This is a genomic window from Rhizocola hellebori (genome assembly GCF_016862955.1).
In the GTDB taxonomy this organism is placed as follows: Bacteria; Actinomycetota; Actinomycetes; order Mycobacteriales; family Micromonosporaceae; genus Rhizocola; species Rhizocola hellebori.
Map to the genome: position 1 here is coordinate 60,814 of NZ_BONY01000040.1, position 18,254 is coordinate 79,067.

Below are 18,254 nucleotides of genomic sequence, written 5' to 3' on the forward strand. Positions count from 1 at the left end.
GCTACGGCTCCTCGCCCCGGATGCGGGCGACCGCCCGGCGCAGTGCCCGTTTGGTCAGCTCGCCTGCGAGGTGGCGCTTGTAGGCGGCGCTGCCACGCTGATCGGTGACCGGCGAACAGGACCGCGCCGCGATCTCACCGGCCTCGGCGTAAAGCTCTTCCGACGGTGCTTTGGCCCGTAATGCTTGGGAGACCGCAGGAATCCCGGTCGTGTTGGGTCCGACCGCCGCCAGCCCGACCCGGGCATCGGTGATGAGGCCGTCGCGCAGCCAGACGGCGACGCCGCAGGACACCACGGCCCAGTCACCGGCCCGCCTGCCCACCTTCTCGAAGGCACTGGATCCGTTGGGCCGCAACGGGATGCGAATCTCGGTGAGGATCTCGTCGGGGCCGACCGCGGTCTCGTAAGGGCCGCGATAGAACTGCGCCATGGTGACCACCCGCTCGCCGGCGGGGCCGCGGATGACACAACTGGCGTCCAGCGTGGTGCACACCGCGGACAGGTCCTCGGACGGATCGGCCTGGCACAGGGCACCGCCGATCGTGCCGCGGTTGCGCACCAGCGGATCGGCGATGACGCGCTCCGCGTCGTTGAAGACCGGGAACAATCTGCGCAGGTCGTCGCTCTCAAGCAGCTCACGGTGCCGCGTCATCGCCCCGATCCGGACCCGGGACGGCTCGACCTTGATGAAGCCGAGATCGCGGTGCAGGTCGTTGATGTCTATCAGGTATTCGAAGTTGGCCAGCCGCAGCTTCATCATCGGCAGCAGGCTGTGCCCACCGGCCACCAGACGTGCGGTGCTTCCGCGCCTGCTCAGCAGCCCGATCGCATGGTCAACACTGGTCGCCCGCTCGTATTCGAAAGGTGCCGGAACCTGCATACGCGTGGGCCTCCACCGTCGGACGCGAACGATCTATCCGAGTTCATTGGGCTTTGTCAGGTCGGCTTTTGTCAACAGGGGCGGTCCGGCGACATAAGCATTCGCTTAATCGGCGATTGCGGGATGGTCCACTGAAGCGCAGTATTGCCGCGCACGAATGCGCTCTTGGGCGCTGTCCAAATGAGAGGGCGTCGGCATGGCGATTGAGTCGAGCGGACATAGTAGAGGTAATCCGCGGCTGTACGAGCTCATAGAGCACGCGCCGAAGACCGGCAAGAGCCCCACGGTGTGGGCCTTTCCGCAGCTCATCGACTATCTGAAGGTCGCTGCCCAGCCCGTACAGGGGCCGTGGCCGCCGCACCAGGAGGCCCGCCCCGATCCCGACGCGGACTCGATGCCGGTCGCGGTCGCGGACCCAGAGGGTTCTCGGCGTCAAGACCGCCCATCGACCGCGGACTGAGGAGACAGCATGTACCCATCGCGGTTCCGCTATGAGGCGCCCCGCTCGATCGAAGAGGCAATCGCTCTGCTGCAGCAGGGCGGCGGCGAGGCGAAACTGCTCGCCGGCGGTCAGAGTCTGGTGCCCCTGCTGAAATTGCGCTTCGCCTCGCCGGAGCTGCTGATCGACATCAACAACTTGCCGGGGCTGGACTACCACAAGGTCGACCCGGACGGCACCATCCGCATCGGCGCTCTGTGCCGGCACGCCGATTTGGAGCGTTCGGCGATCCTGGCCTCCCGCCAGCCCACCATGGCCGCGGCCGCCCCACTTGTCGCCGACCCCATCGTGCGCAACAGGGGAACCCTGGTCGGGTCGCTGTGCCATGCCGACCCGCAGGGCGATTGGGCTTCGGTGGTGACCGCCCTGGGCGGCCATGTCGTGGCGCAAGGACCTAACGGGCGCCGCAAAATCCCGGTGTCCCAGTTCGTGACCGGCCCATTCCAGAACGCGCTGGCCTACGACGAGATCGCCGTGGAAGCCGTGATCCCCGCTCCTAAGGGGACGGTCGCCGGTGGGTACCTCAAACTTGAGCGCCGCGTGGGCGACTTCGCGACCGCGGGCGTGGCCGTGGCGATCGAACGCTCCGGCGCCGTGGTGACCCGGGCCGGGATCGCTTTGACCGGCGTGGGCAGCGCCACCATCGACGCCACCGAGGCCGCGAAGGCGCTGGTGGGCAGCCCGCTCAGCGCAGAGACCATCGCGCAGGCCGCCGAGCTCGCGGCCGGCGCGGCCCAGCCCAGGACGGATCACAGGGGCAGCGCCGCTTACAAGCGGCAGATCGTGCGCACCTTCGTGGAGCGTATTTTGACCCGCGTCGAACAATCATCGGAGAAGGCAGGCTGACATGAGTGGACTGTTCGAAGAGATCCATGAGCAGCCGGCCGCCGACGTGCCGACCCGGCGGGTCAGCATCACGGTGAACGGGGACAAGCGGGTGGCCCAGGTCGAGCCGCGGCTTTTGCTGGCGCACCTGCTGCGGCAGGGCCTGAAGCTGACCGGCACCCACACCGGTTGCGACACCACGAACTGTGGCGCCTGCACGGTGTTGTTCGACGGAAAACCGATCAAGAGCTGCACCATGCTCGCGGTGCAGGCCGACGGCCACGAAGTCACCACGGTCGAGGGACTGGCCGGCGCCAGCGAGCTGCACCCGATCCAAGAGGGCTTCAAGGACGAGCACGGGTTGCAGTGCGGCTTTTGCACTCCCGGCATGATGCTCGCCGCCAAGGCTTTGCTGGAAGAGAACCCCGACCCCACCGAGGACGAGGTGCGGTGGGCGTTGTCGGGCAACCTGTGCCGCTGCACCGGCTACCAGAACATTGTCAAATCCGTGATGTGGGCCGCCAAGAAGATGCAGGCGCAGTCCGCGAGCTGAGCCAGAACGGAGTATCCAGGTGACGACTCAGGCACGGGATGAGATCAAGATCGGTGGGCTCGGCGCGAGCCGTAAGCGGGTGGAGGACAACAGGTTTATCCGCGGCAAGGGAAATTATGTCGACGACATCGTGCTGCCGGGCATGCTGCACATGGAGATCCTGCGCAGTCCACTCGCGCACGCCAGGATCGTCTCCATCGACACCAGCAAGGCGTGGGCGATTCCCGGCGTTCGGCTGGTGCTCACCGGCGAGATGATGGCCACGCGCAACCTGGCGTGGATGCCCACCCTGTCCTACGACACGCAGGCGGTGCTGGCGACCGACAAGGTGCGCTTCCAGGGTCAGGAAGTCGCGTGCGTGATCGCCGACGACCCGTATATCGCCAAGGATGCCTGTGAAGCCATTGTGGTGGAGTACGAGGCCCTGCCGGTCATCGTCAACCCCACCCAGGCTTTGGCTGACGGTGCCCCGCTGATCCGTGACGACAAGGAAAACCAGCACGACAACGTCGTGTTCGACTGGGAGGTCGGCGACCGGGACGGCACCGAGCGCGCGTTCGCGCAAGCCGACCTGGTGTCCAAACTCGAGCTTCACTATCCGCGATCGCACCCTTCTCCGATGGAGTGCTGCGGATCCATCGCCGACTTCGACCGGTCCACCTCCAAGCTGACCGTCTACATGACCACCCAGGCGCCTCATATCATCCGGGCGGCGGTCGCCCTGGTCGCCGAGTTGCCCGAGCACATGATCCGTATCGTTTCGCCGGATCTCGGCGGTGGCTTCGGCAACAAGGTTCCGGTGTACCCGGGCTACGTCATGTCGATCCTCGCCTCGATCCTGTTGGAGCGGCCGGTGAAGTGGATTGAGGACAAGACCGGAAACCTGATCTCGACCGGCTTCGCCCGCGACATCTACCTAAAGGGCGAGCTGGCGCTGCGCAAGGACGGCAAGATCCTCGGTGTGCGGATGCACACGGACTCCGACCACGGCGCGTTCTTCTCCGACGCCCAGCCGAGCAAGTTCAAAATCGGCCTGATGCATTCCGCGTTCTCCTGCTACGACATCCCCTCCGCGCATCTGACCGCGCGTGGCGTGTACACCAACAAGGCGCCCGGCGGGGTGGCTTACCGCTGCTCGTTCCGGGTCACCGAGGCGATGTACTTCCAGGAGCGCATGGTGCAGGCCGCCGCCGACGATCTGGGCATGGATCAGGCGGAGTTCCGGCGGCGCAACTTCGTGCGCGACGACGACTTCCCGCACCGCACCCCGTTCGGTTTCCTCACCGACTCCGGCCAGTACGGCAAGTGCCTTCAGGTGGGTCTGGAAGCCATCGGGTACGAGGACTTCCTCAAGCAGAAGGAAGAAGCCAAGAGCCGCGGGCGCCTGCTGGGCATCGGTATCTCCACGATGACCGAGCCGCTGGGCGCGGGTAACAGCCGCGAGTACGACATCCTGGGCATCAAGATGTTCGACTCGGCCGAGCTGCGCGTGCACATGACCGGCAAGGCGATCCTGCGCACCGGCGCCAAGACTCAGGGCCAGGGCCACGAGACGACCTGGGCCCAGATCGTCGCCCATGAGCTCGGCATCCCGGCCGACGACATCGTGGTCGAGGAGGGCGACACCGACACCGCACCGTTCGGCATGGGAACCTACGCCTCGCGGAGCACGCCGGTGGCCGGAGCGGCCGTCGCCATGGTCTCGCGCAAGGTGCGGGCGAAGGCCCGCAAGCTTGCCGCGCACCTGCTTGAGGTGTCCGAAGAGGACATTGAGTGGGAGCTGGGCCGGTTCTACGTGCGCAGTTCCCCGGAAACCGGTGTGAGCATTCAGGATTGCGCCTACGCGGCCTACAGCAACATGCCCGACGGGATGGAGCCGGGCCTGGAGAACGTGGCGTACTACGACCCGCCCAACCTCACCTGGCCGTTCGCCTGCTACATCGCGACCGTCGAAGTGGATCCGCAGACCGGGGTCTGGGACGTGTTGCGATTCGTCGCGGTGGACGACTGTGGCGTGCGGATCAACCCGATGGTGGTGGAGGGCCAGATCATGGGTGGCCTCACCGAGGCCTATGCCATGGCGTCCATGCAGTTCATCACGTTCGACGCGCAGGGCAACTGCATCGGCTCCAACTACATGGACTACCTGCTGCCGACCGCGTGGGAGACCCCGGGCTGGGAGCTGCACGAGGTAGTCACCCCGTGCCCGCATCACCCCATCGGCGCCAAGGGAATCGGTGAGTGCGCCACCGTCGGCGGACCGGCCGCTTTCGTCAACGCGGTGCTGGACGCCATCAAGGACACCGGCGTGCGCAACATCGACATGCCGCTGCTGCCCGACCGCGTTTACGAAGCCATCACCCAGCGGCACGACGTATCGGGTGCGCCACCGGTCAAAATGGACGACCATGACTGAGGGTTGGGACGTCATCGAGCTGGCCAGTGAGCTGACTCGGCGCGGTGAGGAATTCGCGATGGCCACGGTGGTGTGGCGGCAGGGGCCGTCCTCTGGCCACCAGGGCTCGCGGGCGCTCATCACCGCGACCGGGCAGCTGCACGGCTGGATAGGTGGCGCCTGCGCCGAGCCTGTGGTCGTCCGCGAAGCGCAGAAGGTGATCGCCGAACGGAAGGCGACGCTGGTGCTGCTGGGCACCTCCGACCAATTCGGCAGCAGCGTGCCCACCGGGATGACTGTCATCCCCATCTCGTGCCAGAGCGAGGGTGCCATGCAGGTCTACATCGAGCCCGTGGTGCCCGTGCCCCACCTGACGATCGTCGGCCGCTCGCCGATGGCCCACACGCTTGGCGACCTCGCCCGAGCGCTGGGATGGCGGGCCGATGTCCACGACGGACCGGATTTCTCCGCCGCGCACCTCAACGCTCATTCCATCGTGGTGGTGGCCACCCAGGGCCACGGCGACGAGGAGGCGATCGAGCAGGCGGTCTCGGCGTTGCCCGCGTTTGTGGGCCTGGTCGCGTCGCGCAAGCGGGGCGAGGCGGTGCTCGGCTATCTCGAAGACCGTGGAGTGCCGCGCAACCTGCTCGACCGGGTAAGCGTGCCGGTCGGGCTCGACCTTGGCCACACCACCCACCGCGAGATCGCCGTTGCCGTCCTGGCCGAGCTGGTGCGGCGGCGGGCGGCTGGCGAGCTCGTGCCCGAGGCGCTGGTAACGCCGGCCGAACCAAGGCAGGCACGTGACCCGGTGTGCGGGATGACGGTGCGGGCCGACGAATCCAGCCGCCCGTTCGAGCACGACGGCATCACCTACTTCTTCTGCTGTGCCGGCTGCCGGGCCGCTTTCGAGCGGGAACCGGCCGCCCACCTCATCGCCCGGGAGGCTTGATGCTGATCAAGAGTGGCTTCGACGTGGCCCAGCCCGTCGACAAGGTCTGGCAGTTCTTCGACGACATACCGGGTGTGGCCGCCTGCCTGCCCGGTGCGGAGCTGACACAGGACCTCGGCGACAACAAGTATCTGGGCAAGGTGGCCGTCCGGATGGGGCCGGTGCGGCTGCAGTTCGGTGGGACCGCCCAGATCAAGGAGCGCGACGACGCGGCCAAGCGCATCGTCGTCGACGCGGCCGGTGCCGACGAGAAAGGCCGCGGCAACGCCTCCATGCTCGTGACCGCGACGCTGAGCCAGGCGCGCGGCGGGACAAGGGTTGACGTCATCCAGGACCTGCAAGTGTCCGGTGCCGCCGCGCAATATGGGCGCGGCATGATCTCGGATGTCACCGAGATTCTCATGAAGGACTTCGCCACCAACATGCAGGCCCGCATCGATGCGAAGGCCAAGGGGATATCGCTCGACCGGGTCGGCTCCACCTCGGCCAGCGGCTTCACCATCGGGCTGCGCGCGGCTCGGCTCGCGCTCGGCCGGGTGTTGCGCCGCTTCTTCCTGCCGTATCAGCCCAACCCGAGCCGTTGAGGAGCTGACGAGATGACACTGTGGTGGATCGGCAACGGGATCCTTTTACTGGTCGTGGTCCCCGTCCTCGTGGCGTTGCTCAACCGCGTGCTCGCGGCGCTGGAGCGGATCCGTGGCGCGGCCGATGACATTCTCGCCGGCGGCGTGGCGTTGACCGGCGAGCTGGACAACGTACCGGAGCTGCTGGCTGAGACCGACGGCACGATCAAAGACGTCACCATCGGTGCAGTCCGCTACGCGGGCTCCGTCGGCAAGCTTCTGGGCTGAGAGAGGAACGATTGCCATGCCTGCAGCCGCCGTGGTGACCCTGGTCATCGCCACGCTGATCATTGCCGCAGCCGCGCTCGGTCTGCTTCGGGTCATCTTCCACCTGAAGGAGATCCGGCAGACCTTGGGCACCGTCATCGTGGGCGTCATGGTGGTTGCCCACCAAACCCGCACGGTGCCGGAGGTTCTGCCCTCGGTCAACGCCAACCTGAAGCCCGTTCGCGACTTCTGCGAATCGATCTGATCCGGTCCTGAGCACAAGGAGCATGAAAGATGTACGAGTTCCGTTGCGGCAGCCCGGTTTGCAAGACGCATTTCACCGCTCCCACCGAGGACGCGTTGATGGGCCAGGTCGCCGAGCATGTAGTGGTGAAGCACAAAATCCCTGCGCCGACCAAGTCGCTGGTCGCGTTCGTCAAGGCGAACTGCATCAGCCAGGTCCAGTCCACCACGAAGGCAGGCTGATCCCATGCTCGAAACCGTGACAGAGAGCGCCAGCACGACCGGGTGGGTCATCGGCTACACCATCGGCGTCGTGGTCGTGCTCGTCGTGGTGGCCCTCGTGGTGCCGATCCTGCTGCTGGCGGCTTCCATCGGCAAGGAAGCGAAGATGATCAACGACTCGCTGACCCAGTCGGTGCACAACACCGCAGCCCTCAAGGAGCTGCGCACGACCATCGATCACGCCGAGGTCATCGTCGCGGGCCTCGCCCGTGGCCGTACCCGGCTAGGAGGCTGACATGACACCGACCGAATACTGGTGGGGCGCCATCATCGGCGGGCTGGTCGTCGTGGTCGCGGTGGCCGCGCTGCTGACGATCCTTGTCCTGCTGGTGCGCCGCATCGACAAGCGGGTGGTCATGGTGCGCGACACCCTGCGGGCCGCGGCGGCCAATACGGCCGACACCGCGCTGATCGCGCAGACCGCCGCGCGCGTGGACGCCGTTCTGGCCGAAGGCCTCAAGCACCACCTGTTCCTCGGCCGCGTACTGGACAAGGTGAGGTCATGAACGAGTTGGTCGTGTGGTCGGTTGTCGACATCGCTGCGCTCATCGCCGGGCTCGCGTTCTATCTGTTCGTGGTCGGCGGCCAGCTCAAGCGGATAGCCACCAACCTTGAAGAGTGCGCGGAGCTGGTGCGCACCATCAAGGGCCACGCGGAGGTCATCGAGCCCGGTGTGGAGCACATCAACGGCACCGGTGGAGTGGTCGCCGGCGCGCTGCCGCTGCTTTACGGCATGGCCGAGGGAATCGTCGTCGGTGTTACGCCACTCCCGGCCGAACCTGCCGTGCGTGAGCCGGCCCGGCCGGCGTCCGGGCGGCGTCGCTCACGGCTGCACGACGGGGTCGGCTACGTTCCCGCGGGCGTATCGGACTGACACTCCGCGGCCGGGCCGCCGCCAGGGTCACGCCCGGTGGTGAGCGGCCCGGTGGTCGGCGCAGTGTATTCGCCGATCCATTCGTCCTTCCAGGACCGCTCGTACTGCTGCTCATTGCAGGACGGGTGGTAGATCGCGCTGAGTTCCTGGGCGATCTGTTCGCGGTGCGAGCGCAGCCCGCCGGGTACCTGATAGGTGCAGATGTAGACACGCCAACGGCTTCCGGCGCGGGCGATCCAGCATTGCGCGCGCGGATGGTGAAACGGAAGCCGATGCGCGGACAGGTCGTCGGCGTGGCCGACATAGATCACCGCGTAGGTCTCGGGTTTGGTCTCCGGATCCGGCTTGTACATGATCGCGTACACCGCCGGATGCGCCGGAGGCGTCCAGCCGCCGAGCAGCCGAGGGCCCTCGAAGGCATAGCCGGCAAGCGAACCGAGCCTGATCATTCGAGGTCGTCGAGTTCGTCGGCCTCGCTGACGGCATCGACGTAGGCGATCGGCCAGGGCGGCAACCCGGCCTGAGCCGCGGCCCGGACGAACTCGGCGCTGCCGCGTTGCACCGCGTCAGCCCGATCGTCGGCCTCCACGATCAGCTGGGCGCCAAATCTGGTGGTGCCAATGCCTGAGGCTATCCCGCCGGACATCGCCACCGCGTCGGCCAGCTCCAGCACCTCCTCGCGGCTGATGACGCGGTCACCTTCCGCCGCCACCGACACACTCCACTTCACCGATTCGCTCCTAACTCAGCTCGGGCAGCATCGCCGCGAACACTTCCAGGTCGTGCAGATTGTTCCCGGGCAGCAACAGGTCGATGTACGGGGCGGCGACCATCATGCCGAGAGTGCTCGGCCGAAAGTCCCGGCTGTGGCCGCGATGCGGATTCAACCACACCACCCGATGACACAGCCGGCTCAGCCGCTCCATCGCGCTCGCCAGGACCTGCGGGTCGCCCCGATCCAGCCCGTCGGAGCAGATCACGACTATCCCACCCCGGCACATGCCGCGCCTTCCCCAGTCGCGCACGAACGCGGTGAGCGAGTCCCCGATCCTGGTCCCGCCCTCCCAGTCGAATACCGCCTTGGCGGCCTGTTCCATCGCCTCGTCGACGCGCCGCCGCCGCAACACTTTGGTGAGGCGGGTCAGCCGGGTGCCGAAGCAGAAAGTCTCCACCCGCGTGTCGGCCCGCTTCGCCGAATGGGCGAACTGCAACAGACCGCGCGAGTAGTCGGCCATCGATCCGGAGATGTCGACGATGAGAATCAGTGGCCGCACCCGCCGCTTGCGCTTGCGCCACAACAGTTTGGAGGGCTCACCGTAGGCCCGCATCGTTTCCCGCACCATGCGGCGCGGATCCGGGGTATGGCCGCGCCGCGCCGCGGCTGTGCGGCGGGTTCTGCGGCGCGGCGGATTGAGCCGGATGCGCGCGGTGATCCTCCTCAGCGCCGCCAGCTCCTCAGCCGTACACGCCGCAAAAGCCTTATTCCTCAGCACTTCTGCGCCGGAAGCGACCAGACCTAGCCGAGCCGCGTGCTCTTCCCGGCTCTCGGGGCTGGGATCGGTGGCCGGAACGACCAGCATCGACTGCACCTCGGCCGAGCTGTGAACGTTGAGCCGCAACGGTTCCGGCAGCGCATCGCCCTCGTCGAGGAAGAACTTCCGGAACACCCGGTCGTAGACCGCGATGTCCTCGCGCCGGGTGACGATGGTGGTGCGTCCGGCCCAGTAGAGGTCCAGCAGGTCGGTCGGATCGAGCTGGGCCAATGCCGCGCTGTAGGTGAGCACGTCACCGGATCCGACCGTCAGACCCGCGTCACGCAATTGATCGGCGAACGCGACCAGCACGCTGACGAACGGCGCGTCGTCAGTCACCCGAGGCGATCCCGTCCAGGCTCGAGCGCACCAGCTCCAGATCGTCGTGGTCCTTCACCACGGCCCCGAGCGTGTCGGCCACCGTCTCGGTGGTCAGCTCCTGCGCCCCGATGACGTTGAGCGCCAGCACCCAGTCGATAGTCTCGGCGACGCCCGGCGGCTTGGCGAGCTCAAGGTCTCGCAGCCGGTTGACGGCGGCGACCACCTTACGGGTCAACGTTTGCGACACCTCGGGCTGGCGGGTGAGCACGATCTCCACCTCGCGATCGCTGCTCGGGTAACCGATCCAGTGGTAGATGCAGCGCCGCTTCAGCGCGTCGTGCAGCTCGCGGGTGCGGTTGGAAGTCAGCACCACCAGCGGCGCGGTGGCCGCCTTGATCGTCCCCAGCTCGGGAATGGTGATCTGGAAGTCGGCGAGCATCTCGAGCAGGAACGCCTCGAACTCGTCGTCGGCCCTGTCGATTTCGTCGATGAGCAGGACCGCCTGATCGCCGGCCCGCACCGCCTGCAACAGCGGCCGCTCAAGCAGGAACTTCGGGCCGAAAAGCTTGTCGACCGTCTCGCCGTCGACCAGCTGGCCCTGCGACAGAGCCCGGATCTGCAGCATCTGCCGGGCATAGTCCCATTCGTAGAGCGCCTGATTGGTGTCGATGCCCTCATAGCATTGCAGCCGGATCAACTGCCGGCCGAAGACCGCCGCGAGAGCCTTTGCCACCTCGGTCTTACCGACGCCGACCTCGCCCTCGAGCAGGATCGGCCTTCCCAGCGACAGGGAGATCAGCAGGGCGGTGGCCAACCCCCGGTCGGCTAGATAGCCGTCTTCACGAAGGAGTTGGGTCAGCTCGGCCACGGTCTCCGGACGGTCCATGCAGTCTCTCCCTAACCGTCCACACGTCGCTGGTGTTACTGCGTTTCAGCGGGGCCAAGCACAAGCTCCCGGATGCTGGGCGCCGACGTGCCGAGCTTGCCTTCCCGCCGCAGCTTCTCCCGCCAGGCCGCACCCAGGTCACTGCCGGGCTCAGCCAGGCCGTCGAAGGTGACGTCCTTCATGTTCTTGCAGCTCTTCTGCGGCCCGCAAGCCTCATCGGCGTCGGCCCGCTGCCCGCTGGCGGCCCACATCGCGCGCAGCACGCCTACCGTCTCCTCCGGCTGGTTTGCCATGCTCCCACCCTAGGCCGCAGTTGCGGCAAGCGCGACGGCGGATTAAGGCTTCGCTTACTCACCTCCGTGACCTGCGCATTCGGCGAGGAAAGCGAGGGCGCGGGGCTGACGCTGCTTCCGCCAAGCGGCCCAGTACCGCACCCGCGGCAGATCCCCGATCGGGACGCCGGTCAGACCCGGCGGCAGCTCGACGCAGCCGTTGACGACGGTCGCGCCGATGCCGAGGCTGGCGAAGTGCACCAGCAGGTCCCAGCCGTCCGACTCGGCGACCGGCTGCCATGGCACGCCCGCGTCCAGGAGGGCCCGCTCCAGGCTGCGCCGATGTGGCCGGTTCGGCGGCGGCACCACCAGATCCAGGCCCGCCAGATCGGCCAGGCGCAACCGTTTTCGAGCGGCGAGCAGATGGTCAACACCGATAACCAGCATTTGGGGGTACGCGGCGATCTCGCGCGCGACGAAATGGCGACCGGGCGGATCGTAGGCCACCACGGCAACATCGGCCTGCCCGGTGTCGATAGCGGTCGCTGTCGGTCTTGCGCAATATTTATGTAGATATATAAAGTATGCGCCACGCTATCCACATCGGACGGAAGGTGGCCGGGCCATGGCTGCGGGGAGCCCAACTGTGTCGCACCAGGCTGTCGACGGTTTCCGGTTCCGGATCAGTGGCCCTTTCGATCTCGGTGAGCCGTTTACCTCCACGGTCGAGATGAGCATCGCCGGGCGCAGGCAGGAGTTCACCGCCGGGCCTGCCAGCCTCGCTGACGATGTGGCGCGGGCTGTTGGGGTTGAGAAGTTCGACGAGGAGTTCGGCTATCAGGGCGGAGCCCTGCTGACCGCGCGGACCACTTCGTACGACCCGCAGATCCGGCTCACCGAGGATAGGCTCATCGCGGCGTGGCGAGGCGAGCACTACTGCGTCGTCACTCAGCTCTACCGGGCGTCGACCGCCGATCTGCTCGCGGTGCTGCGCACGTTGCGGATCCAGGAGCATGCCGACGGGCTGGCCATCCGCCCGGACCCCGGTGCCGGCAGCGCTTTCGCGGGCCCGGCCACCCTGGTCAAGCAGGTGCCCGGGCTCGGCCTGCTGGAACTGGCCCCGCTGACGCCGCAGCACTCCGCGCAGTTACCGTCCCGGCGCGGCATGATGACCTCGGCCGGGGAACTGTTCCGCGACACGCTCTCCGACGGCAGCGACTATTTCGTGCTCGTCACCGCCGACACGTGGCTCACCGTGATGCCGCTGGGCGACACGGCGCTCGAGCAGCTGCCCACCCTGGTGGGGCAGCTCAGCGTGCAGAAGACCGGCTGAGGTCGAGGTGTTGGCCCTGCTCGCCGGCGTCGCGGCGTACACCGTGCTGTTCACCATGCTGCTGGCGTGCGCCGAGCACCTGGCCGAGCCGTCGGCGCTGTCCCGGGCGCTGGCCGCCCATCGGGTGATCCCGGCAACCCGAGCGGTCGCCGCAGCGGTGATCGCAAGCGAGGGCCTGCTCGGTGTGGCCGGGGTGGTGGCCCTGCTGCGCGACGGCGGACGTCCGCTGACCGCGGCCCTGGCCGGAAGCGGCGCGCTGCTGGTCCTCTATGTCGGCTATGGACTGCGGCTGCGGTTCCTCGGCCGGTCCGGTCCGTGCGGGTGCTCACGTCTGGAGCTGCCGATGACCGGATGGGTGGTGGCCCGTGCCGCGATCCTGGCCGGCCTGGCGCTGCTCGCGCTGGCGTGGGCCGATTCGATCGTCCCGCTGACCCGTCCCGGCGCCCAGCTCGCGATCGTGCTGATCGCGGCGGCCACCTTCACGCTTCTGCTGTGGCATCTGCCCGCCGCCATGCATGAGCATCACCGCCGAGGAGGGCTGCCCGGATGGGTTTCCAGACCAGCGCGCTGATCCTGAGCTGGGTCGCCATTTTGTTGCTGGCGCTAGTGGTGTCCGGCCTGGTGCGACAGGTGCACCAGCTGTCCAGCACGGCGGTGCGCCGCCCCGAGCCGGTCGGGCTGCCGCTGGGCGCGCCCGCCCCAGCGTTCAGCACGTTGGCACCGCAATCCCCGGCAACCCTGGTGCTCCTGTTTCTCCAGCCGGGCTGTGGCACGTGCGCCGAGTTGCTCGACGAGGCCGGCCGCCACGACCGGGAGGCGCTGGAGTTTCGGGCTCTCTACCGCGGCCAGGTTCCGCCGGAGGCCGCCGATCTGCCGCTCACCACATTGGGCGACCAGGCGGATCTGTTCGAACGCTACGACGCGATCGCCACGCCGTTCGGGGTGGTCGTCGACCAGGGCGGGCGGGTGCTGCGCTCGGAACCGGTCGGCTCACGCGCGGCACTACGCCATCTGCTCCAGCACATCGACCGGGGAGAGACATCGTGACCAGTCTCGACAGCGTGCCTATGCTTCGTGGGACAGACCGTCGACGCATGCGTGGCGGCATCGGATTGCCGTTGAGTCAATGGGTACCGTCGCGGCGTACCCTGCTGCAGGCCGGGACCGCATTGGGCATGGCCGCCCTGAGCGTGTTCCCCGCCGCGCGAAAGGCCTACGCCGACGGCTACACCATTCTCGGCAGCTGCCCGTCATACGCCGACGACCACAACTGCTCCCCGGGCTGTGGCCCGAGCACGATATTCGCCGATGCGTGCACCACCAGCGGGACGAACATCGGCTTCCACAAGAACGACGGAATCACCTGGACGTTGCGCCCAAACCAGTGCTACGCAAGCACTTACGACGGCTGGCTGTGGCAGTACCAGGGCGCGTGCGGCGCCTGCGCCTGTTCGGTGCAGCGGCGCTGCCACGACGGGTATCGCAAGGTCGGCTCCAGCTGGGTCAAGTCGATCTGCCGCTGGAACACGCAATGCGAATGCCTCACCGCGGTCAGCTGGCCGGCCACCCGCCGCGGCAACACCGGTCCCAACGTCTACACCGTGCAGCATCTGCTGACAGCCAAGGGCTTTGCCACCACCATCGACGGAGTCTTCGGAGCCGGTACCGAAACCAGCGTGAGCCAGTTCCAGACGGCCAACGGCATCACCGCCACCGGGGTGGTCGACGCGCAGACCTGGCCGACCCTGGTGGTTCTGGTCCGCATGCCGGACAACGGGCAGGCGGTCCGCGGCGCGCAGCGCCAGCTCAACAAGTACGCGTACGGGCTGACCGTCGACGGCGCCTTCGGCGCGCTCACCGACGCAGCGGTGCGCGACTTCCAGCGGCAGAACGGGCTGACCGTCGACGGGGTGATCGGCCAGAACACCTGGCGGACCCTCACCGGCGGGGCCGTGTGAGCAGGCTGGCGACCCACCCCCTCATACCCGCCGCACTGCTCAGCGCCGCAGCGCTTGCCTTGGCCGCCCAAGGCCACGCGCTCACCTGGGCGGTCCTCGGCGGGCTGGCCGGCTACACCCTGTCCGGCTCGGTTTGAACGCGTAACAGCGCGGATGTGCTGGCCTCGCCCGGGTGGCGGGAAGGGGAACGACAGAGGTCCGTGCTGACCCTGTTTGTGGTGGGACTGCTCGCCGGTGGCCTGCTCAGCGGGCTGGCCCTGGGGCTGCTGTCCGGATTGGCGCAGCCGCTGCCCGCGGCCGGGCGCTACCCGATGATCGTTGCGTTGGCATTGCTGGGATTGCTGCGCGACACCGGGATGGTGCGCCTCCCGGTCCCGCAGAACGCGCGTCAGGTGCCGCAGGAAGTGTTGCGGCGCAACCTGCTGCGCGGCGCGCTGCAGTTCGGCTTCGAGCTGGGCACCGGCGTACGCACTTACGTGTCGGCAAGCGCGCCGTATGTGCTTGCCCTGGCTGTGTTTCTGGGCGGCCAGCCGCTGTGGGTGGCGGCGCTGACCGGGGTGGGGTTCGGCGCTGGGCGGGCGGTCACCCCGCTGATCCGCCTCGCTTCGGGCACGGTTGAGGGCTGGGACGCCGACCTTCGTACCTGGCTGCGGGTCATCGCCGCGTCCGCGTGCACGGTTGCGGCGGTCAGTTTCGCCACCCTGCTCCTGCCGCGGTTGTAGTCAGCCGCAGGGCCTTCGCTCCAGCCGCCGACGGCGCGCGAGCTGTCAGCCGCAGGGGGCCCGGTAGGCGATGTCGGGGAGATAGGCCGCCCACTCGGCCGGGGTCAGCGGCGTGATGGTGACCTCGCAGATCCAGGCCGCCACCTGTTGCGCGTCCAGCGACCACAGCATGAGCGTCGCATCATCGGCGCCGCTGACCACGAAGTCGCCTCCCTGCGCGATGGCGACCGCCTCGACGCTGCTGCGGTGGCCGGCCAGCCGGGCGATCAGGTTCGGCCGGTTCGGGCGGGAGCTGTCCCACACCGCGACCGTGCCGTCGTAACCGGCGGTGGCCAGCTTGCGCCCGTCGCCGGAAAACGCTATGCCGGCAACGGATTTGCCGTGGGTCAGCGGGGCAGCCATGGGCTGCGCCCAGACGACCGACTTGGGGGTGATCCGCTCGCCCAGCGCGGCCATGTCCCACAGCAGCGCCGAACCGTCATCCGCACCCGAGGCGAGCACGGAACCGTTGGCGGAGAAGGCCAAGGCCCTCACCCCGAAGAGGTGGCCACGCAGATCGGCGATGTGGCGCAGGGCGCGCGGATTCGCCACGCTCCACAGGTGGATGTGCGGATCGCTGAACCGTCCCACGGCGAGCATGGTCCCCTCGGCATCCAGGGCCAGCGCCTCCACCGCCTCGACGGTGTGGCCGCCGACGATGTGGGTGGGCGCGTTGAATTCGGTCAGCAGCACCGGGTCGCATGGATTCTTCAGATCATAGAGGCGCACGCGCGGGTCGTTGCCGCCGACCGCGAGCAGCGTGCCACTGATCGCGATGGCGCGTAAGGGCGCCCAGCTGTCGGCGATCCGATGACACAGCGTGGGCTGGCCCGAGCCCAGCCGCCAGATCCCAACCGTGTGGTCATAGCTGGCCGTCAGCAGGTGGGTTTCCTTGGGCGTGAACGCGATTGCGGCGATGCTGTCGTCGTGGGCCCGCCAGGTCGGTTGCCACGTCCCGAACCGGTCCCGGTGCACGTTTCTCAGGTATACCTGGCCGTCGGCGGTCGCGGCCGCCACGGTCCCATTCTGTCCAATCGCGACGGTGAAGATGTTGCCGATCGTGCCCGGATGCACGGAGGAGGCGTGACGCCAGACCCGTACGATGTGGTCGCGGGCCCCGGTGACGATCAACCCGGTGGCGGTGACGGCGAGGGCGTCGATGCCGTAGGCGTTGGGCTGGTCGACCGTGGTGGTTCCGGTCTGCGTGTCCCAGACCCGCAGCCGCCCTTCGAATCCGCCGGCGGCCAGGCTGCGGCCGTGAAACGCGAGGCTGGTCACGTCGCGATGGTCCGAGGCGAGCACGTGATGCTCAGCGGGCACGGGAGAGCGCGGGTCGGCCAGGCTCCACAGCCGGATCTGGCCGCCTGCGCCGCCTGTCGCCAGAAGGTACCCGTCAAAAGAAACCGCCAAAGCGCCGACGTCGGCGGAATCGGTCGGCACGGCGGGAAGCGCGCGCGGATGGGCGTGGTCGGTCAGATCGAACACCCGCAGATCGGGCCCGAATCCGGCGACGTAGAGAACATCGCTGCCGGCGCCGAAGGCGACCTGGGTGGCCGATGCCGTCGCCACCACTGTCTGGCCGCTCAGCGTTGCCGCCTCAACCCTCCACAGCCAGGTCCGGTCAAGGCCCGCACCGGCCAGCCATCGGCCATCGGCGCTGGCGGCCAGCGACCGGATCTCGTCGCGCTGAACGTCCACACTGGACATATGCCGGGGTGTGGCGGGATTCGCCAGATTCCACAGCGTCACCGACCCCACCCATCCCGCCTCGGCAAGAATTCTGGTGCCGGGAATGAATGCCAGCGCCGCAGAGCCGGTGGCCGGCTGCGGGCCACGGTCGGTGCGCAGCACCACCGGCACCCGATCGAGGGGACTGAGCCGCCACAACATAATGGTGCCAGCGGTATCGGCGCTGACCGCCAGAGCACCGTCGTCGCTGGTGGCGATCTTTCCCACCGGCGCGCGATGGCCCAGCAACCTGCCCGCGTGACCGCGGCTGCGGGCGCTGAGCAACGCGCTGCGGGTGACCGCGGTGTCGGCCGTGCGGTAGGCGGCCACGGCCAGTTGCATGGCCACCGCCGGATCGCTGTCGAGAAGGGCGGCCGACTGGTCGGCCAGCCGGCCCGCGGTGGCGATGGCCGCCTGACTGTCCGCACGCCGCCACTGGACGGTGGCAGTCACCGCCAGCAGCGCGAAAATGGCGACGATGACCTGCACCAGCCGCACGGTTCGCTGATGCTCGCGGATGTCCTGGCCGACGATGTCGTCTTTGGACTTGCGATGTACCGCGGCCGCCAGCTCTGCGATCTTGTCTTTGAAATGAGGCACCCGCAAGGAAAGGTGTTCCTCGTGGCGCGCGGCGCGCAGATCCACCCAGCGGGGCTCCTCCGCGAACGCCCGTAACAGTTCCGGCGGAAGGCAAGTGGTGCGGTCGGGGTCGAAGCCGCCGGTTGCCGGATCCCAGCGCAGCTCGCCATCGGTGACCGCGATCAGCAGGGTGCCGACGGGACGATGGTGCAGCCAATGGGAGACTTCGCGCCTCACCCACTCCGACTGCGCTGCCTCCGGCGAAGCCAGCAGAACGAAAAACTCGGACTGGTCAAGCGCCTCGACGATCGAAGACCACAGGCCCGGGTTGGCTGTCAGGCTCGCGTCGTCGCGAAACACCCGAATGGCCCGCCGCTGGTACCAGCGTTTCGTGAGGCGCTGCAAGGCATGCTGGAGCGCCGGTGCCAGTTTGCCGTCGACAGCTCGGCTGTAGGACACGAACGCGGCATAGGGCACGCGCACGCCAAATCGCGTCATCGCCCTGTCCTCCTGCCGCCCGGGACCATACCGATGGCGACAGGGTAACTAGGCAA

26 protein-coding genes are annotated in these 18,254 nt (G+C 67.9%); 18 read left to right on the forward strand and 8 right to left on the reverse strand.

The window, feature by feature from the left end; translation table 11 throughout:
- Window position 1: 1 nt before the first annotated feature.
- Window positions 2–880, reverse strand: coding sequence for an FAD binding domain-containing protein (locus Rhe02_RS28965; RefSeq protein WP_203911557.1), 879 nt, complete (start codon window positions 878–880; stop codon window positions 2–4).
- A 196-nt stretch (window positions 881–1,076) separates the two neighbouring features.
- Here Rhe02_RS28965 and Rhe02_RS28970 point away from each other — a divergent pair, with 196 nt between their 5' ends.
- From Rhe02_RS28970 to Rhe02_RS29025, 12 genes are read left to right on the forward strand one after another with little or no spacing between them, the layout of a single operon-like run.
- The gene (locus tag Rhe02_RS28970; protein ID WP_203911558.1) at window positions 1,077–1,340 is read left to right on the forward strand and encodes a hypothetical protein; all 264 of its coding nucleotides are present in this window, start codon (window positions 1,077–1,079) and stop codon (window positions 1,338–1,340) included.
- Window positions 1,341–1,349: 9 nt separating this feature from the next.
- Entirely contained in the window at window positions 1,350–2,225 is an 876-nt protein-coding gene (locus tag Rhe02_RS28975; protein WP_203911559.1) for an FAD binding domain-containing protein, read from the forward strand.
- A 1-nt stretch (window position 2,226) separates the two neighbouring features.
- Window positions 2,227–2,757, forward strand: coding sequence for a (2Fe-2S)-binding protein (locus Rhe02_RS28980; RefSeq protein WP_203911560.1), 531 nt, complete (start codon window positions 2,227–2,229; stop codon window positions 2,755–2,757).
- Between the two features lie 19 nt (window positions 2,758–2,776).
- The gene (locus tag Rhe02_RS28985; protein ID WP_203911561.1) at window positions 2,777–5,173 is read left to right on the forward strand and encodes an aerobic carbon-monoxide dehydrogenase large subunit; all 2,397 of its coding nucleotides are present in this window, start codon (window positions 2,777–2,779) and stop codon (window positions 5,171–5,173) included.
- Window positions 5,166–6,101: an XdhC family protein gene (locus tag Rhe02_RS28990; protein WP_203911562.1), complete on the forward strand. Its 936-nt coding sequence runs from the start codon at window positions 5,166–5,168 to the stop codon at window positions 6,099–6,101. Before Rhe02_RS28985 ends, Rhe02_RS28990 begins: the two co-directional genes overlap by 8 nt.
- Complete coding sequence (locus Rhe02_RS28995; RefSeq protein ID WP_203911563.1) at window positions 6,101–6,685, forward strand: SRPBCC family protein; 585 nt, start codon at window positions 6,101–6,103, stop codon at window positions 6,683–6,685. The genes Rhe02_RS28990 and Rhe02_RS28995 overlap by 1 nt, the downstream gene beginning before the upstream one ends.
- A 12-nt stretch (window positions 6,686–6,697) precedes the next feature.
- On the forward strand, window positions 6,698–6,952 hold the full coding sequence (locus tag Rhe02_RS29000) for a hypothetical protein (RefSeq protein WP_203911564.1): 255 nt from the start codon (window positions 6,698–6,700) through the stop codon (window positions 6,950–6,952).
- A 16-nt stretch (window positions 6,953–6,968) separates the two neighbouring features.
- Window positions 6,969–7,196 carry a hypothetical protein gene (locus tag Rhe02_RS29005; protein WP_203911565.1) on the forward strand — a complete coding sequence of 76 codons (228 nt, stop codon included), beginning with the start codon at window positions 6,969–6,971 and terminating at the stop codon, window positions 7,194–7,196.
- A gap of 29 nt (window positions 7,197–7,225) precedes the next feature.
- The gene (locus Rhe02_RS29010) at window positions 7,226–7,417 is read left to right on the forward strand and encodes a DUF1059 domain-containing protein (protein ID WP_203911566.1); all 192 of its coding nucleotides are present in this window, start codon (window positions 7,226–7,228) and stop codon (window positions 7,415–7,417) included.
- A 4-nt stretch (window positions 7,418–7,421) separates the two neighbouring features.
- Window positions 7,422–7,691, forward strand: coding sequence for a hypothetical protein (locus tag Rhe02_RS29015; protein WP_203911567.1), 270 nt, complete (start codon window positions 7,422–7,424; stop codon window positions 7,689–7,691).
- A gap of 1 nt (window position 7,692) precedes the next feature.
- A complete protein-coding gene (locus Rhe02_RS29020) occupies window positions 7,693–7,962 on the forward strand; it encodes a hypothetical protein (protein ID WP_203911568.1) in 270 nt (89 codons plus the stop codon).
- On the forward strand, window positions 7,959–8,330 hold the full coding sequence (locus Rhe02_RS29025) for a hypothetical protein (protein WP_203911569.1): 372 nt from the start codon (window positions 7,959–7,961) through the stop codon (window positions 8,328–8,330). The genes Rhe02_RS29020 and Rhe02_RS29025 overlap by 4 nt, the downstream gene beginning before the upstream one ends.
- Here Rhe02_RS29025 and Rhe02_RS29030 read toward each other — a convergent pair.
- The 6 genes from Rhe02_RS29030 to Rhe02_RS29055 are packed head-to-tail and all read right to left on the reverse strand — an operon-like array spanning window position 8,303 to window position 11,920.
- Complete coding sequence (locus Rhe02_RS29030) at window positions 8,303–8,779, reverse strand: hypothetical protein (protein ID WP_203911570.1); 477 nt, start codon at window positions 8,777–8,779, stop codon at window positions 8,303–8,305. The genes Rhe02_RS29025 and Rhe02_RS29030 overlap by 28 nt on opposite strands.
- Complete coding sequence (locus Rhe02_RS29035) at window positions 8,776–9,060, reverse strand: hypothetical protein (RefSeq protein WP_203911571.1); 285 nt, start codon at window positions 9,058–9,060, stop codon at window positions 8,776–8,778. Before Rhe02_RS29035 ends, Rhe02_RS29030 begins: the two co-directional genes overlap by 4 nt.
- A 10-nt stretch (window positions 9,061–9,070) precedes the next feature.
- A complete protein-coding gene (locus Rhe02_RS29040) occupies window positions 9,071–10,201 on the reverse strand; it encodes a vWA domain-containing protein (protein WP_203911572.1) in 1,131 nt (376 codons plus the stop codon).
- Window positions 10,194–11,069, reverse strand: coding sequence for an AAA family ATPase (locus Rhe02_RS29045; RefSeq protein WP_203911573.1), 876 nt, complete (start codon window positions 11,067–11,069; stop codon window positions 10,194–10,196). Before Rhe02_RS29045 ends, Rhe02_RS29040 begins: the two co-directional genes overlap by 8 nt.
- Before the next feature lie 35 nt (window positions 11,070–11,104).
- Window positions 11,105–11,362: a hypothetical protein gene (locus Rhe02_RS29050; protein ID WP_203911574.1), complete on the reverse strand. Its 258-nt coding sequence runs from the start codon at window positions 11,360–11,362 to the stop codon at window positions 11,105–11,107.
- A gap of 54 nt (window positions 11,363–11,416) precedes the next feature.
- On the reverse strand, window positions 11,417–11,920 hold the full coding sequence (locus tag Rhe02_RS29055) for a LysR family transcriptional regulator substrate-binding protein (protein WP_203911595.1): 504 nt from the start codon (window positions 11,918–11,920) through the stop codon (window positions 11,417–11,419).
- A gap of 67 nt (window positions 11,921–11,987) precedes the next feature.
- Here Rhe02_RS29055 and Rhe02_RS29060 point away from each other — a divergent pair, with 67 nt between their 5' ends.
- The 6 genes from Rhe02_RS29060 (at window position 11,988) to Rhe02_RS29085 (ending at window position 15,354) form a co-directional block, all read left to right on the forward strand.
- Window positions 11,988–12,674 carry a hypothetical protein gene (locus tag Rhe02_RS29060; RefSeq protein ID WP_203911575.1) on the forward strand — a complete coding sequence of 229 codons (687 nt, stop codon included), beginning with the start codon at window positions 11,988–11,990 and terminating at the stop codon, window positions 12,672–12,674.
- 7 nt (window positions 12,675–12,681) lie between these two features.
- A complete protein-coding gene (locus tag Rhe02_RS29065) occupies window positions 12,682–13,245 on the forward strand; it encodes a MauE/DoxX family redox-associated membrane protein (protein WP_203911576.1) in 564 nt (187 codons plus the stop codon).
- Complete coding sequence (locus Rhe02_RS29070) at window positions 13,221–13,721, forward strand: hypothetical protein (protein WP_203911577.1); 501 nt, start codon at window positions 13,221–13,223, stop codon at window positions 13,719–13,721. The genes Rhe02_RS29065 and Rhe02_RS29070 overlap by 25 nt, the downstream gene beginning before the upstream one ends.
- A 47-nt stretch (window positions 13,722–13,768) precedes the next feature.
- Window positions 13,769–14,632, forward strand: a complete 864-nt coding sequence (locus Rhe02_RS29075) for a peptidoglycan-binding domain-containing protein (protein WP_203911578.1) — start codon at window positions 13,769–13,771, stop codon at window positions 14,630–14,632.
- The gene (locus tag Rhe02_RS29080; protein ID WP_203911579.1) at window positions 14,629–14,769 is read left to right on the forward strand and encodes a hypothetical protein; all 141 of its coding nucleotides are present in this window, start codon (window positions 14,629–14,631) and stop codon (window positions 14,767–14,769) included. Before Rhe02_RS29075 ends, Rhe02_RS29080 begins: the two co-directional genes overlap by 4 nt.
- Before the next feature lie 63 nt (window positions 14,770–14,832).
- Window positions 14,833–15,354: a hypothetical protein gene (locus Rhe02_RS29085; protein ID WP_203911580.1), complete on the forward strand. Its 522-nt coding sequence runs from the start codon at window positions 14,833–14,835 to the stop codon at window positions 15,352–15,354.
- A 45-nt stretch (window positions 15,355–15,399) separates the two neighbouring features.
- Here the strand turns inward: Rhe02_RS29085 and Rhe02_RS29090 are convergent, their stop codons facing one another.
- Window positions 15,400–18,198 (reverse strand): TIR domain-containing protein, encoded by a 2,799-nt coding sequence (locus tag Rhe02_RS29090; RefSeq protein WP_203911581.1) that lies wholly within the window; start codon window positions 18,196–18,198, stop codon window positions 15,400–15,402.
- Window positions 18,199–18,254 lie beyond the last annotated feature (56 nt).

Excerpts from the sequence above, each read along its gene's own strand:
- Rhe02_RS28965 (WP_203911557.1), bottom strand. The coding sequence starts at position 880 with ATGCAGGTTCCGGCACCTTTCGAATACGAGCGGGCGACCAGTGTTGAC.
- Rhe02_RS28970 (WP_203911558.1), top strand. The coding sequence starts at position 1,077 with ATGGCGATTGAGTCGAGCGGACATAGTAGAGGTAATCCGCGGCTGTAC.
- Rhe02_RS28975 (WP_203911559.1), top strand. The coding sequence starts at position 1,350 with ATGTACCCATCGCGGTTCCGCTATGAGGCGCCCCGCTCGATCGAAGAG.
- Rhe02_RS28980 (WP_203911560.1), top strand. The coding sequence starts at position 2,227 with ATGAGTGGACTGTTCGAAGAGATCCATGAGCAGCCGGCCGCCGACGTG.
- Rhe02_RS28990 (WP_203911562.1), top strand. The coding sequence starts at position 5,166 with ATGACTGAGGGTTGGGACGTCATCGAGCTGGCCAGTGAGCTGACTCGG.
- Rhe02_RS28995 (WP_203911563.1), top strand. The coding sequence starts at position 6,101 with ATGCTGATCAAGAGTGGCTTCGACGTGGCCCAGCCCGTCGACAAGGTC.
- Rhe02_RS29000 (WP_203911564.1), top strand. The coding sequence starts at position 6,698 with ATGACACTGTGGTGGATCGGCAACGGGATCCTTTTACTGGTCGTGGTC.
- Rhe02_RS29005 (WP_203911565.1), top strand. The coding sequence starts at position 6,969 with ATGCCTGCAGCCGCCGTGGTGACCCTGGTCATCGCCACGCTGATCATT.
- Rhe02_RS29010 (WP_203911566.1), top strand. The coding sequence starts at position 7,226 with ATGTACGAGTTCCGTTGCGGCAGCCCGGTTTGCAAGACGCATTTCACC.
- Rhe02_RS29015 (WP_203911567.1), top strand. The coding sequence starts at position 7,422 with ATGCTCGAAACCGTGACAGAGAGCGCCAGCACGACCGGGTGGGTCATC.
- Rhe02_RS29020 (WP_203911568.1), top strand. The coding sequence starts at position 7,693 with ATGACACCGACCGAATACTGGTGGGGCGCCATCATCGGCGGGCTGGTC.
- Rhe02_RS29025 (WP_203911569.1), top strand. The coding sequence starts at position 7,959 with ATGAACGAGTTGGTCGTGTGGTCGGTTGTCGACATCGCTGCGCTCATC.
- Rhe02_RS29030 (WP_203911570.1), bottom strand. The coding sequence starts at position 8,779 with ATGATCAGGCTCGGTTCGCTTGCCGGCTATGCCTTCGAGGGCCCTCGG.
- Rhe02_RS29045 (WP_203911573.1), bottom strand. The coding sequence starts at position 11,069 with ATGGACCGTCCGGAGACCGTGGCCGAGCTGACCCAACTCCTTCGTGAA.
- Rhe02_RS29050 (WP_203911574.1), bottom strand. The coding sequence starts at position 11,362 with ATGGCAAACCAGCCGGAGGAGACGGTAGGCGTGCTGCGCGCGATGTGG.
- Rhe02_RS29070 (WP_203911577.1), top strand. The coding sequence starts at position 13,221 with ATGGGTTTCCAGACCAGCGCGCTGATCCTGAGCTGGGTCGCCATTTTG.
- Rhe02_RS29075 (WP_203911578.1), top strand. The coding sequence starts at position 13,769 with ATGCGTGGCGGCATCGGATTGCCGTTGAGTCAATGGGTACCGTCGCGG.
- Rhe02_RS29090 (WP_203911581.1), bottom strand. The coding sequence starts at position 18,198 with ATGACGCGATTTGGCGTGCGCGTGCCCTATGCCGCGTTCGTGTCCTAC.